Raw genomic sequence first — 14,509 nt, forward strand, 5'->3', positions numbered from 1 at the left:
AATCAAAGACTTAGAAATACCCTGAGTAGTTAAGTGCAATTTTGCTATCTCTGACACCGTTTTCAAATATTCCACCTAAGTTATCAGAAACACTCCATTTTTGACTCGAAGCTGTCAGTTCCCAATAGTGATTCTTAGCAAATCCATCGGTGCGACTTTTTATTAACCATTGTGTATTGCTAGGCAAGTTGAATTCAAATCCTTGACTGGTTTTAAATTCAGTTTGTGATTGCGAAATAACGCCAAAACCAACACTTAAGTTATGACTTAGTTGATATCTTGGAATAATAGACAATTCTTTTACTGAGATGCGTTGATTGAAAACACCCCATGAATGTGCACCTTTGGCATAACCCAACCCCATTTCAAGCACTAGATTTTCAGATAATGGTTGGTTCATTGCAGCTAAGTATTCTTTTTGCTTGCAACCACTAAATTTAATGGCCGACTTGACCATTTTAAATTCGATATTCTGAGGTGACCAAGACTGCAACCAATCCAAGGTGGCCGCTAATGCATCAGTTCTAGCAGCACAATGGCTAGAAACCATTAAACATGTGGCTAGTAAAATTGACCTCATTGCAGACACTCAACTTAGAATTCAAGATGAATACACTTTAACCAACTCACAGTGAAATACCGTATCGTGAATATTAACGATGTATACCAAGCAATACCCAAATAATCTTACAACGCCTAAAAATATACAGCAGAAGTCACTTGTACTTTGACGTGAGGTTATTAAACTCGCGGTATCGTTAGACTCGTTCTAACGAAATCAATTAAAACTAAAAGATATTAGTAGGAAAAACATGAATACCAAACTAGCAACGCTATTAAGTAGTGCGGTGATAGTTGCATTAAGTGCCTGTAGTGAAGCGCCATCTACTCAGAGTCAAGCAACCCAAGCCAAGTCAGATACAGCAACCAAAACAACCCAACAAAATCCTTTATTAGCAGAATTTACAGGCCCATACGGTGGTGTACCTGCATTTGATAAAATGAATTTAGCCGATCTAAAGCCTGCGTTAGAAAAGGCTATGGCTATAAAATTGGCGGAAATTGATGCCATTGTGAACAACCCTCAGCCAGCCAACTTTCAAAATACCATAGTCGCTTTAGAAAAATCTGGTAGTGATTTAAGCAGGGTATTCAGATATTGGGGCATTTGGAGCTCCAATAAAAACAGTGCCGAATTTCGTGAGATCCAAAAAGAAATGGTGCCAAAAATTTCTGCATTCAATTCGAGTATTACTGGTAATGAGCAACTATTCGCAAGAGTTAAAGCGGTTTATGAAAGTGACGAGCTAGCTAATCTAAGCAGCGAGGAACAACGTGTTACTGCTTTGACCTATAATGGCTTTGCTCGTAACGGCGCTACTCTTGAAGGTGAAGCAAAAGCCCGTTATGCCGCGATTAATCAAGAAGTAGCAGGGTTACAAACACAATTTGCCAATAACGTATTGGCAGATGAAGAAAACTACGTTTTGTATCTTAATAAAGAACAACTTTCAGGTCTTTCTGAATCTTTGATTTCTAATGCTGCAAACGCAGCAAAAGGTCTGGGAAAAGAAGGGCAATTTGCCATTACCAATTCACGCTCTTCAATGGATCCATTTTTAACTTACTCTGACGAACGAGCGTTACGAGAAAAAGTATGGAAAACCTATTACAGTCGCGCTAATAACGGAGACGAGTTCGACAATAATGAACTCATTAAAAAGATCCTAACCTTGCGAGATGAGCGTGTAGCCTTGCTTGGTTACGACAATTACTCCCAATGGCGCTTAGAAGACCGTATGGCCAAAAACCCAGAAAACGCCATGGCACTTATGAAAAAAGTGTGGCCAGCAGCTATTGCTCGCGTAGACGAAGAAGTGGCTGATATGCAAGCTATAGCTGATGCAGAAGGCGCTGACATTAAAATTGCGCCTTGGGATTATCGTTATTACGCCGAAAAAGTGCGTAAAGCTAAATACGCCCTAGATTCTGATGAAGTCAAACAATACCTACAACTAGATAAATTACGTGAAGCCATGTTTTACGTGGCCGGACGTTTATTTAACTTTGATTTTGCAGCAGTGCCAGAAGGTTCAGTGCCTGTTTTTCATGAAGATGTGAAGGTATGGGAAGTGACCGACAAAACCTCGGGTGAGCATATTGGACTTTGGTATTTAGACCCCTTTGGCCGTAAAGGTAAACGTTCCGGTGCATGGGCAACCACCTATCGCAGTCACACCACTTTTGATGGCAAAAAGACTGTGTTGTCTTCGAATAACTCTAACTTTGTTAAAGGCTCGGAAGGCCAACCAACTTTAATATCTTGGGACGATGCAGAAACCTACTTCCACGAGTTTGGCCATGCCTTGCACTTTTTGTCGGCTACAGTGGCATATCCAACATCTCATTCTGGGGTACGGGATTACACTGAATTCCAATCTCAATTATTAGAGCGCTGGTTAACCACTGACGAAGTGATCAATAATTACTTAGTACATTACAAAACCGGTGAACCAATTCCTGCTGAGTTAGTGGCTAAAATCAAAAAAGCGGCGACGTTCAATGAAGGTTTTAAAACCACTGAATATATGGCATCAGCCATAATGGATTTGTTATACCACACCACTGTTCCTGCTAAAATTGAACCCCAAGCCTTTGAAAAAGAACAACTGACTGCGTTAGGCATGCCAGAAGAAGTGGTGATGCGTCATCGCAGCACCCAATTTGGTCATGTGTTTTCAAGTGAGGGATATGCCACTGGTTATTATGGTTATATGTGGGCAGAAGTATTAACCTCTGATGCAGCAGAAGCTTTTTCTGAAGCCCCTGGTGGTTTTTATGACAAAGACGTGAGTAAAAAGCTGGTTGACCATTTGTTTTCCATTAGAAATGCCATGGATCCAGCCGATGCTTATCGTTTATTCCGCGGACGTGATGCTAAAGTCGAAGCACTAATGCGAGACAGAGGTTTTCCGATTAAATAAATTTTAAACGTTTTCAATGAAGCGCCGATTTGGCGCTTCATTTATTTAGAAACGTTGTAATGACCAATTAATGGCAACCAAGCCGATTAGAATTGAGCATATTTTTAACCCATAATTTGGATACCACTTTTGACTTCTACATAAAAATAGAATCGGTAGTACCGCTAACAAAATCAATATTTGCCCTACTTCAACACCTAAATTGAATGCCAAAATAGACAGTAAGGTATATTCTTGGCTCAATCCTAATTCACCAAGCACACTAGCGAAACCCATTCCGTGTAATAGCCCAAAACCAAATGTAACCCAACTTAATCGCGTTATCACTGGCCACACATTATTTATGGATGTTAAGACGATAGAAATCGCTATGCCAAACTCGACCCAACGGCTTGAAGGCGCTAACCAACCAAGCGCTGTAGCAGTGAGGGTTAACGAATGCGCCAGAGTAAAAGCAGTGATAATCCAAATGGTGTCTCTAATTACCAAGCTATTGTTTAACTTAGCTATCCATTTACCATTTTTGTATATCAGGACACTTGTCAGAACGAGTACAATAAGAAACAAAATATGATCTGTACCAATAAAAATATGCACAATACCTTGATAGATATAATTACCCATTACGCTGAGCCAGCCACTATTTTTAATATCTATAGCAACAACTTGTTGATCAGCAGATACCACAGTATTGCCTATCCCTAACATGTCGTCGCCTGTTCCATTCAAATTAATAATGAGCTTGTGTTCTGGATCTTGCGCAAACAAAGCTGAATAACGCACCACTAGTTCATCTATCACTTTGATTTTGCAGCTAGTCACAAAAGAATACGACATATACCCTTCATCAAAGTGATAATCAGATCTTAATTCATCTGACGTTATCAAAGTACATAGTTGTTGATTTACTTCGATTTTTAGATGGTTGCTAATAAATTGCATAAGTTGTGTCTCTCGACTCTTAACCTCTTGCCATTGTAAATTGCCATCTAAGTTCTTATCGAGTTGAACTTGGCTGTTTATGTCAAACCAACGTAATTGCAATTGACCTTGCACTCCCTGCTCTTGGGAAGCGGAAAGATCCAAATTTAAGTAACCGGTACTCATTTGATGGGCGTGAAGTGAGAAGCTGAAACTTGCGAATAAAAGTAACCAAAAAATACGCGCTAACATATTACCCTTCCTTTGCCATTGCTTTAGCCGCAGTCAATAAAGCGTGGTCTTCATGAGATTGACTTTGGGTAATATTCTGCTGAGCCCAATATAAAGCTTGTTTGTAATTCGGCTCAATATATAAAAAGTATCGTGATAAATCGGCGGCGTGATAGCTATCGTTGCGTTGCAATCTCAAAGTCACTCGACTTTTTGCTGCTATTTGCCATTTTTCAGATTTTGTTTCTAAGTTTAAACCTTTGTTTTCTAGTGCAACTTCAGCCATAGCCAATCGCATTAATAATGCATCATCTTGATAGCCAGATTGTTGAACTATCTGCCCTAAGTACCTTAAAACAACTTCATATTTACCCAATGCAATTTGAGTATCAGCCCACTGACTCATATAACTTATCGGGGTTTTTTCTAATGGATAGGTATTCATCCATTTTGCAGATTCTTGAACTAACGATAACTGCGTAGCCATATCAGCCGCTAATTGGACTAACCACAAATTACTCGCATCAATATTTTCGAAATCATGTTGAAGCCTTTCAACCACGGGTTTAAATTTCTCGTATGCTTCTAATGTTTTTTCTAAACCCAATGCTGTTTGCAACAAACACGCTAAAGCGATATCAACATTTGCAACACCAACTAATTGTAAACAGGATGATTTGGCATAGCTGTTTTGGCCCATGAGTAAATGAACATTTGATTTCATTAACCATGCAGAAATAAATTTTTGATCTTGCTCAATTGCTTTTTCTAAGGCAATCAAAGCGTCAGAAAATTGATGTTGGTGTTCAAGAATTCTTGCGCTGTAGTACCAATATTCAGGCTTGTTTTTGTCAGCTTCAGATAACTTAGAGAGCATATTACTGGCTTGGCGCAGATGTAGATTAGATAAACCAACATACTGGGATTGTCGTAAATGCCATTCGACATTTTCTAAACTGACTTGGGCATTTTTTAATGACTGGTTAATATCCCAATTTGCAACGACTTGATTATTTGAAGGCTGATACACCTCAGCCATGCATAATTGGTGGCTTGAAAACATCACACCTAAACCGAATATGGCACGTTTGAAGAATGTCAAAAATTGGAAGTTTCTAAGGTTTTGCAACATATATTATTACCCATTAAAAAAGCCATCCGTGGCCAAAGAAAAATCTAAATACTAGATTTTTGGTCTCTTCCTGAGTCTAAGTGGACTACTGATTATTCAACAAGTCATCATAGGCATTGGGATTATTCACATCTTGAATAAACTCTCGACCATTAATCGGTAAAGGTGTGTCAGTCTTATTTTGATCAAACACCTTACGACTATAGCTTTCATAGCCTAATACTTGTTTTTCGATAGTGATATTTACAACAGCGGTATCTGTACCAAAGGCATTATCGGATACTGTAAAACTAAAACTATCAGAACCGGTCACAGTCCCGTTGGGTTGATAGGTAAATTGCCCATTACTATCAATAGTCAACATACCCATAGTAGGCTGTGTCGCGACTGAGTAACTTAAGGGATCACCGTCTGCATCTGTTGCCGAAAGCATATCAACAATTGCTATATCGGCTTGCGTAATTAAGTCGACCGACAGTGCAACAGGTGCTGAGTTCATGGGCATCATTTCATCAGCATGGTCGTCACCAGAGTTGCAGCCGGTAAACAACAGACTTGTTGTTACTGCTAAATAGAGATTGATTTTAGTAAATTGCATAAAATGCTCCTTATTCAGAACCTGCAATAGGCATGGCAAGATAAGGGAAACGACTCATCATCATAGTCGCATCTGATGGCGCACCGTCAGTAAAAGGAACGTTCCCTACACTGGCATCTTCTGGTGCACATAAGCCCAAGTCAGTGTTAGTTCCAGCTACTGGAATGGGATAACACAAACGCCCCATTACCACACGAAGTGCGATATCTACCACGTCATCACCAGGGCGACGTCCATTTGGAAACCCAGCTAAATCATCACCAGCGACACCAAAAGCAGATTGTTCGGCAGCAGCCGTTGCAGGGATCCCAGTATTTAAACGCAACATTTCTGATGGGGTGACAGTAGCGAGTTGATTTACACCTTCAAACCCAGTTAAGAAAGCCGTTACTAAATCCACTCTTGGGAAGTTAGTCGGCGCTAGAGTCGGGATTTCAGTGCCTAAAGTGGTATTAACCGCATCTTTAAACAGAATGTTCAGTAGCTCTGGTAATGATGGGTGTGTTACATAATTCGCAAACTGGCCGTCATCTTTAGGGTGAGCGCTAGAAAATTTATCTTTATCTGATAAGCCAATCACTAATTCGTTCACTAACGGACTACCTAAACGCGATACTTGCGTCAGCGCACCACCATTAACTTCGGTATTGGCGAAACTAGCATTGGGGTTCAAGATCCTAGCCTGGGGTAAACTTGCTGTGGTCCAGGCTCCAATCGAGCCGTTACCATCACCTATAACACAAGCTTTTGGCACTTCAACCGCTATAGCTGTTACGTTTTTATCACCTAAGTCATCGTTCATACTGTGTTGCGTGATCCCACCAGGAAAACCATTTCCGTCTCCATTGCCTGGCACACTATCGCCTTCAACGGGAACATAATTAACCAAGTCAAAGGTTTTGCCTAAGTTGACCACAAAAGGGTCTTTACGCTGACCAACAAACACTTTTCCCATACCTTCACATCCGGGGATAGCAAAGTTGTAAATGAAACTATTGGCATATTCCTCGTACGTATTGCCATTTGTAAACGTTTTATTGCCGATATAATCGAGGGGTTTTCCAAAAGTGTCTGACATACTATTGCTCAATGGGGTGCTGGTACCTGTACCCTGAGCGCCAGAAACTAAAGTGAGTGTATAACTTTCGCTAAAATTGGCTGCGCTTTGATTCGCTGCAGTAATACCACCAATATTCTTTAATGGTACTTTTACACTACGTTGATCTCCTTCTGGACCTATCATCAATGCTACGCCTTCATTACTGTTTGGCAGCATAGACTCAAATTCAAATTGAAAAGTAAGATCTTCTATAGCATCACCATCATTATCAATATGAATGCTGTATACCGCTGCAGGATCCATAGCAAAATAATTTGGACCACCATAAGCATCTTGCAAAGGGATATAATTTGCTATTAGCGTCACATAATCCTCTCGACCTGCCTCGTAACTGTTAAAAGCATAAAAATCGGTTGAATCTAATGTAGGTAGTCTGGTGATGTTGGGCGCTTCTCTGTGACTGGATGCATTGACTGCTCCAGCAACAAGCACTCCACAAATAGTTGTAGCTAGTTTTGTAAGTTTAGAATGTTGCATAATATAACCTTCTCTTTATTTGATTTATCTAACTCGCGTTAGGATTTATCTAACTGTCATTAGTACTAACGAGTCACAAAGAGATTTGGATGCAAGAAATATTAATTATTTTGAAAATAATTAATATTTTTGAGATGACGGCTAAGTTTTGCGCCTGAACTATCAGTATATTTCCCTACTAATGACTTGGGCTGCTGACCTTGGCTGAAACACAAAAAAGCCTTTTACCGGTTAAGTAAAAGGCTTGTTACTTGGGAGCTGTTTTAGTTGCTATGATTTATAACAATACCAATTCCGAAACATAAAGCACCTCTGAAGGAGCGCCTGTGGGTGAACCGCCTAATGGTTCTATACTCACTGCTAAGGCGTCAATATCCATAGAGTCAAATTGGGCAATTTTTGCTAAGGTTGCACGCCCTTGTTGTGGCAATAAACCTAAAGAAATTGGTGCTTGTCCATTACTCGGTACCATCCACAATTCATAATCATTTTTTGCTTTTACCTCTACCAATTCAGTTGTTTTGATATCAAGTGTTTGACTAAACACTTCAATCAACCAAAGCGGTTTATTTTGGGTATTTTGTACCACTGTTAAACTCGAAGGCGAATAGACGGGAGGGCTCTGAGGGTTTAACAATAGCACTGCCAACAATATTGAGGCGGCGGCAGCAAATACAGTGACATTACGCCACCAATTGGCTTTTTGTTTTAGACTGATCACATTGGAGGCTTTCGATAGATCAGACACACCATCTAGTCTCGCCACGACCTTTTCCCACACTAATGGGTCTGGAGAAACAGGTTTCAATTGCTCTCCTAAACTATTGATGTGATTTTCCCATAGGTGCGTCACCTGTTTTAATTCAGGATAAAGCAACTGTAATTTTTGAAAGCGAACTCTTGCTTGCCCTCTTAACGTGCCTAACACGTACTCAGCAGCTAAAGCATGTTGCAGTTCTGGTTTGAGGTAATTCATAGTCCAAGACACCTCTTAAGTGATTGCATTGCGCGTCTAATTAGGCTTTTTGTGGTACCTAATGGGTTGTTTGTATGCCGCGTGACTTCTTTGTGGGTCAAGCCACGAAAAAAAGCCAAATGAATGGCTTGTTGTTGTTGAGACTCTAGCTCTTTAAGGCAAAATTCTAATTTATTTTTTTGTTGCTGCGGTAACTCTTGAAGATCGTCCTCTGCGGAAAACTCTGTACTTTCGGTGCCATCTTCGCCGCGCACTTTGTGATAACGGATCAGATCAAAGGCTCGGTAGCGAACTATGCTGATCATCCAAGTTAATACTGTTCCTCTGCCAGGAGTAAACTCCCCGGCGTTGTGCCAAATACGTATAAACGCATCCTGTAACACATCTTCAGCTCGATCTTTTCTTCCTAATATTTTTAAACTAACCGCAAATAGTTGACCGCTAGTTGCCGCATACAACTGCTCAAATGCACGTCTGTCTCCTGCGGCCACTTTTCCAAGCAATTTTAAGTTTTCATTGTTGTCCATTAAATCTGCCTAAATCGAGTTTGATATTGCCATCTTAGCAATTAAAACGATTCAGTTTCAATTTTGGATGCAGTCAAGCATTCTAAATCAATTTCTTTGATAATTAATTGACCTAGCTGACCTAAAGGTTTTGCTCTTCAGCTGCAATTTGCGTTAAAGCCTGTTCAAAAACTTCCGTGGGTTGTCCACCGCTTATCAAATGTTTATTGTTAATTATTACCGCTGGTACAGCAGTAACACCCGCCGCTTGATAATGCTGTTGCTTCACGCGAACTTCTGCGGCAAATTTATCTGAGTCTAGAATTTCTTTGGCTTGTAATCTGTCTAACCCAACACGTTCAACAACTGCCATTAGTTGCTGATGATCACTTGGATTACCACTTTGCTGAAAATACAAATCAAACAAGGCTAATTTCAACTCGGTTTGTTTACCAGACTCATATGCCCAATGTAATAAGCGGTGTGCATCAAATGTATTATAAATTCGGCCACCACCTCGATTGCCAAACTCATAACCTACAGATAAGCCACGCTCTTTTATGGCCGCACGATTCTGCTCGGCTTGCTGCTCAGTGATGCCATATTTTTGGGTGAGATGCTCGGTAATCTCCTGACCTTCTTTAGGCATTTGAGGATTAAGCTCAAAAGGCTGCCAACGAATATCTCCGTGGATTTCTGCTGCTAAATTAGATAGCGCTTGGTTTAGTGCCTGATAGCCGATAATGCACCAAGGACAAGATACGTCGGATACGATGTCGATATTTAAATGAGTAGTCATGATTTTCCGTGATTGATTAGGCCCAATAAGGGCTTTAAATGAGTTACTGAATCAGCTTGTCAGCTGCGCTTTATGATGTTTTCTTAGCCTAAACAAATAGGCAATAAAATAAAAAAATAAATCAAAAAAACTGGCGATGAATAAACCGCTGCTCAACCCCCATATCAAAGCCTGAGGATCGATAAGTATCATGTAACTGTATTGTTCAAGTGTTTGTTGAAACACCTTGTTGTCATGAAAAAACAAGGTATGCACTGTTCTTCTCAGTGCAGACGACCCATTAAGGGCTGCCGCCTCAGATTTTAGGTGGGCCACGCGATTTGAAATAAACAAAATATTAGCCGCATCGTTTTGAAACACAAGATCATCGCTGTTCTCATAATGATCGATGAGCTCTTCAATGTTACCTCCAAAATAACGCTCGGCAGTTTGTTGAAAACCGATATAAACTTCTAGCGCCTCTGTGAGATGTGCGTCAATGCGTTTTGCATATTGATCTACCACAGCAGGGATCTGAATACCTATTAGTAAACCGCCACAAAACAAAATGATCCTTAAGTAATCGTTACAAAGCTTTATCATTTTTATACTCATAAGCAGCCACCCATACCTTTTAAACCTTGAATAGGCTTGCTGCCAAGTTGATGAACTTCTATAGTAAACAAAAGTTATGTGCTGAGGATATGTGTTTGTTAAATTTTAAGTTGAAAAGTTCAATCTTAGTGGTTGCGATAGCAAGCGCCTCATTACATGCCCAAGACTATGAAGTCGAAGATGTTTCCTTGGAGCAAATGCCTTCAAAGGTGGCAGAAAAACAAACCGCTAAGTCAAGCAACTCAAATCTAGCTCCACAAGCCATAAAACCGGCAATAGACACAGCAGAAACCGCCTTAGAAACTACCGAAACAAGCAGCACTGAGACACCAGAAGTAGCACCAGAAATAGTTTTGGAGACTAGCGAAACTATCGATGATAGTAGCCCCGAACAAGAGTCTGAAACGCCTATAGAGAGTGTAGAAACTACTGCTGACACGCTTGCTCAAGAGCCTGAAACCACTGTGGAAATTGCCGAAGCTAACGATGACACGCTCGAACAAGAGCCTGAAACCGCTGTGGAAATTGCCGAAGCTAGCGATGACACGCTCGAACAAGAGCCTGAAACCGCTGTGGAAATTGCCGAAGCTAGCGATGACACGCTCGAACAAGAGTCTGAAACCGCTGTGGAAATTACCGAAGCTAGCGATGACACGCTCGAACAAGAGTCTGAAACCGCTGTGGAGATTGCCGAAGCTACTGATGACACGCTCGAACAAGAGTCTGAAACCGCTGTGGAGATTGCCGAAGCTACTGATGACACGCTCGTTCAGGAGTCTGAAACCCCTGTGGAAATAACCGAAACAGCTGTCGAAGATAGATCTGAATTCGCCTCCAAGCCCTCTAAAAGCTTAGGAGTCAGAGGTGCTACTTGTCAAGAAAATTTTTATGCATTACCCATTTACCCTAATGCCAAATACTGCCAATTATTTGCGGAACAATTACCCGCAAGCATGTCGTATTTTTCCATTAGCGCGCCCCAAGACGCTAAAGATTTTTATATCAATCAACTTGGACAAGCTGACCACGAAAATGTTCTTAAAGGCCGTATTGTATTGCAATATTCTAGTGGGCAAAAAATTATTGTGATATCCAAAGATGGTCAAGGTAGCCAAGTTGACGTCTTAATAAAATCTGCAGGCTAAAATTTAAACCTCACACCCTCCTCCATTGGCACTTTTTTTGCTTGTACACAGGAAAGACTAATACCTAGTCAATTTTCTGACATTGGCTTTTGGAGACACCATGGAACTAGCAATTGTATTAATGATGTTACTGATCATTGTCGCTGTAGGCGCAATGAAACTGTATGAACCAAGTTTAGCGTTTCCTTTTAAAAAGAAAGGCAACTTATTTACGCCAGTTGAACGCACGTTTTTAGAGCTGATAGAAGAGGCGGTTGGAAAAGAATTTCGCATCTTATGCCGTGTAAAAATGAGCGATATATTGGCCATTCGCCAAAATGCAGATAAAAAAACCAGTAAAAGTGCGGCCACCCGTGCGGGTAGTAGACATCTTGACTTTGTGCTTTGCTCTAAAGAAGACATGGCGCCTATTGTTGCCATCGATTTAGTACACAGCAGCGGCAAAGATGGTTATAAGAGTCAACGTGATTTCTTTGTGAGTGGTGCTCTTGATGCCGCACATATTCCCCACGTTAGGATCAAAGTACGTTCTGGCTACAAAGCACAAGATATTAGAGAGTGTATTCAAGCTAAATTACCTAAGTCTAGGTTAAAAAAGTTAGAAGCTCCTTTACCTAAAAGTGGCGCTAGACTAGTGGCCGATCTCGCTAGACAAAATAAGCCCACTCGACCCATTCAAACCAATAAAACGGTACCCAGTCGACCCGTTGCAGCGGCTTAGTTCTAATCCCACACAACATATGCAAACACAAAAAAGCCTCTTTGAGAAAACTCCAAGAGGCTTTTTAAATAGTTAAAAAACTTATACTTCAGTAAAAACTAACCTTTTACAAACTCAACACCAATGGCGATGTCTCCACGTAGGCCGTCTAACATTGCGTTTTTAGCATTTTCTTCAAACTCACTTAGCTCGCCGTAAGATAAAATTTCTTCTACACCGTTTTTACCTAAACGCACTGGATGAGCAAAAAACGCTGCGTCGTCGCTGTTAGTTTCAACGTAAGTGTACTCCACTACGTTTTCACCACGCATTGCATCCACTAAAGATAAGCAAAAGCGAGCTGCGGCTTGACCCATAGACAAGGTAGCAGAACCGCCACCGGCTTTAGCTTCAACTACTTCAGTACCAGCATTTTGGATACGTTTAGTTAGACTGGCTACTTCTTCGTCTGTGAACTCAACACCTTTAACTTGTGATAATAAAGGCAAAATAGTGGTACCAGAATGTCCGCCAATTACCGGAACATGTACATTGGCTGGATTTAACCCTTTAAGGTTACCTACAAAGGTTTCGCTTCTAATAACATCTAGAGTGGTTACACCAAATAATTTATTTTTGTTATACACACCTTTGGCTTTTAACGCTTCTGCAGCAATAGCCACAGTAGTGTTGACTGGATTGGTGATTACACAAGTGCAGGCTTCTGGACAGTTATCTGCAATAGCATCTACTAAGTTTCTAACAATACCGGCATTGATATTGAATAAATCAGAGCGATCCATACCTGGCTTACGAGGTACGCCAGCTGGTATCAATACAATGTCACACCCCTGTAAGGCATCAGCTAAATCATCTTTTCCATAGCCTTGTACTTTTACATCAGTTGGGATGTGGCTTAAATCTACCGCTACGCCTGGAACCACTGGAGCAACGTCATACAAAGACAACTCAGTGCCAGCTGGCAGTTGAGTTTTTAACAATAAAGATAACGCTTGGCCGATACCACCGGCTGCACCTAATACGGCTATTTTCATGATTCTCTCCTGTGAAAAGCTTCAGCTTTGCAATACTCAAAGCTAACATGGTTTTTAAAATAAAAGTCTTGGTTAAAAATTTAGACCGCAGGATTATACGCGGGTCTTGTTAGATTTAATAGGCGGCTGTGTTTTATCATATATTCGTTAGCACACTACGACAGCAAATTGCTTAAACCTTAGCAATACGGCAAAATACAGTTATGAACTCCAAAAAATAGTTCCTTATGGCCACAACAAAGCAAGACACATTAATTAAAGCATTTAAAGATATTCTTAAAACAGAAAGTTTTGGATCTCAAGGCGATATTGTAGAAGCGCTAAAAATCCAACAATTTGAGAATATTAGCCAATCAAAAGTTTCACGAATGTTGAGCAAGTTTGGCGCGGTTCGCACTCGTAACGCCCGTGGTGATATGGTGTACTGTTTACCACCTGAAATGGGGATGCCAACGGCAAAAAGCCCATTGAAACAGTTAGTGTTAGACATTGTTCACAACAACGTGATGGTGATAATTCGCACTAGCCCAGGTGCCGCGCAATTGATTGCGCGTTTATTAGACTCTTTAGGTAAAAAGGATGGCGTGTTAGGCACTATCGCGGGAGATGACACTATATTTATTGCACCTGCGGATATTAGCACTATCGAACAAACCCGTCAGCGAGTGGAAGCCTTGTTCGAAAATGTATAAAAAACATCTTGGCTTTGCTCTAAACCTAATCGCGCTGGGGTTATTTTTCCCTGGGATATTGCTCACCATGTTTTCATTTAATATGGAAATGGCCGCCCAAATTAGTAGTTCAACTCTAACGTCTTCATTAATTAATAAAGAACTATCCATAGTGGCCACGGTAAGAGAACTATGGGAAGACCAAAGACTGTTGGTGGCCGCAATGATTTTTGCTTTCTCTGTATGTATTCCATTACTCAAAACCATATTGCTATGCTTTGCTTACGTCACCTCTTCATTTCAAATCGAAAAAAGGATCGTTGATTTTGTTGGGGCCATAGGAAAATGGTCGATGGCTGACGTGTTTGTTATAGCTATTTTCTTAGCGATTATGTCAACAAACCACGCTGAAACTAACAATTTGGAACAGTTAAGCATCTTTGGTTTCAACATTGCTTTAGACCTTAGCACTCAAACCTTATCGGCAGCTGGAGAAGGCTTTTATTACTTCACGGCATACTGTGTATTGTCTTTGATAGGTACACAATTGACTAGCTCAGCCATTAATCGCGGCATAGCCACTTAAGCGGGGCCCATAAA

The 14,509-nt window shown here is 40.7% G+C and carries 15 protein-coding genes; 5 read left to right on the top strand and 10 right to left on the bottom strand.

All coding sequences use genetic code 11. The features are described 5' to 3' along the window. Positions 1-10: 10 nt before the first annotated feature. A complete protein-coding gene (locus Q0688_RS18165; RefSeq protein ID WP_299080273.1) occupies positions 11-580 on the bottom strand; it encodes a hypothetical protein in 570 nt (189 codons plus the stop codon). Positions 581-812: 232 nt separating this feature from the next. Here Q0688_RS18165 and Q0688_RS18170 point away from each other — a divergent pair, with 232 nt between their 5' ends. Next, positions 813-2,984 (top strand): M3 family metallopeptidase, encoded by a 2,172-nt coding sequence (locus Q0688_RS18170; RefSeq protein ID WP_299080276.1) that lies wholly within the window; start codon positions 813-815, stop codon positions 2,982-2,984. 45 nt (positions 2,985-3,029) lie between these two features. Here Q0688_RS18170 and Q0688_RS18175 read toward each other — a convergent pair whose 3' ends face one another. The 8 genes from Q0688_RS18175 to Q0688_RS18210 form a co-directional block, all read right to left on the bottom strand. Continuing rightward, positions 3,030-4,157 carry a HupE/UreJ family protein gene (locus Q0688_RS18175; protein ID WP_299080278.1) on the bottom strand — a complete coding sequence of 376 codons (1,128 nt, stop codon included), beginning with the start codon at positions 4,155-4,157 and terminating at the stop codon, positions 3,030-3,032. 1 nt (position 4,158) lies between these two features. Beyond that, a complete protein-coding gene (locus Q0688_RS18180) occupies positions 4,159-5,268 on the bottom strand; it encodes a hypothetical protein (protein WP_299080281.1) in 1,110 nt (369 codons plus the stop codon). Between the two features lie 85 nt (positions 5,269-5,353). Next, entirely contained in the window at positions 5,354-5,866 is a 513-nt protein-coding gene (locus tag Q0688_RS18185) for an Ig-like domain-containing protein (protein ID WP_299080284.1), read from the bottom strand. Between the two features lie 10 nt (positions 5,867-5,876). Next, the gene (locus Q0688_RS18190; protein ID WP_299080287.1) at positions 5,877-7,463 is read right to left on the bottom strand and encodes a DUF4331 domain-containing protein; all 1,587 of its coding nucleotides are present in this window, start codon (positions 7,461-7,463) and stop codon (positions 5,877-5,879) included. 277 nt (positions 7,464-7,740) lie between these two features. Further along, positions 7,741-8,439 carry an anti-sigma factor gene (locus Q0688_RS18195; protein WP_299080289.1) on the bottom strand — a complete coding sequence of 233 codons (699 nt, stop codon included), beginning with the start codon at positions 8,437-8,439 and terminating at the stop codon, positions 7,741-7,743. Next, positions 8,436-8,966: a sigma-70 family RNA polymerase sigma factor gene (locus tag Q0688_RS18200; protein WP_299080292.1), complete on the bottom strand. Its 531-nt coding sequence runs from the start codon at positions 8,964-8,966 to the stop codon at positions 8,436-8,438. The genes Q0688_RS18195 and Q0688_RS18200 overlap by 4 nt, the downstream gene beginning before the upstream one ends. A 121-nt stretch (positions 8,967-9,087) precedes the next feature. Next, positions 9,088-9,744, bottom strand: coding sequence for a DsbA family oxidoreductase (locus Q0688_RS18205; RefSeq protein WP_299080294.1), 657 nt, complete (start codon positions 9,742-9,744; stop codon positions 9,088-9,090). A 51-nt stretch (positions 9,745-9,795) separates the two neighbouring features. Next, on the bottom strand, positions 9,796-10,338 hold the full coding sequence (locus Q0688_RS18210; RefSeq protein WP_299080297.1) for a DUF2937 family protein: 543 nt from the start codon (positions 10,336-10,338) through the stop codon (positions 9,796-9,798). A gap of 95 nt (positions 10,339-10,433) precedes the next feature. Between Q0688_RS18210 and Q0688_RS18215 the strand changes: the two genes are divergently transcribed. Next, positions 10,434-11,483, top strand: a complete 1,050-nt coding sequence (locus Q0688_RS18215) for a hypothetical protein (protein WP_299080300.1) — start codon at positions 10,434-10,436, stop codon at positions 11,481-11,483. 100 nt (positions 11,484-11,583) lie between these two features. Further along, a complete protein-coding gene (locus Q0688_RS18220) occupies positions 11,584-12,204 on the top strand; it encodes a DUF2726 domain-containing protein (protein WP_299080303.1) in 621 nt (206 codons plus the stop codon). A gap of 98 nt (positions 12,205-12,302) precedes the next feature. Here the strand turns inward: Q0688_RS18220 and mdh are convergent, their stop codons facing one another. After that, positions 12,303-13,238 (bottom strand): malate dehydrogenase, encoded by a 936-nt coding sequence (gene mdh / locus Q0688_RS18225; RefSeq protein WP_299080305.1) that lies wholly within the window; start codon positions 13,236-13,238, stop codon positions 12,303-12,305. Between the two features lie 227 nt (positions 13,239-13,465). On the opposite strand from mdh, the gene argR reads away from it, so the two are divergent. Both argR and Q0688_RS18235 read left to right on the top strand, forming a co-directional pair. Then, a complete protein-coding gene (argR, locus tag Q0688_RS18230) occupies positions 13,466-13,930 on the top strand; it encodes a transcriptional regulator ArgR (protein ID WP_299080308.1) in 465 nt (154 codons plus the stop codon). Next, on the top strand, positions 13,923-14,495 hold the full coding sequence (locus Q0688_RS18235) for a paraquat-inducible protein A (protein ID WP_299080310.1): 573 nt from the start codon (positions 13,923-13,925) through the stop codon (positions 14,493-14,495). The genes argR and Q0688_RS18235 overlap by 8 nt, the downstream gene beginning before the upstream one ends. Positions 14,496-14,509: the final 14 nt, after the last annotated feature.

Origin of the sequence: uncultured Paraglaciecola sp., from assembly GCF_937123705.1 — a bacterium.
Classification (GTDB): Bacteria; Pseudomonadota; Gammaproteobacteria; order Enterobacterales; family Alteromonadaceae; genus Paraglaciecola.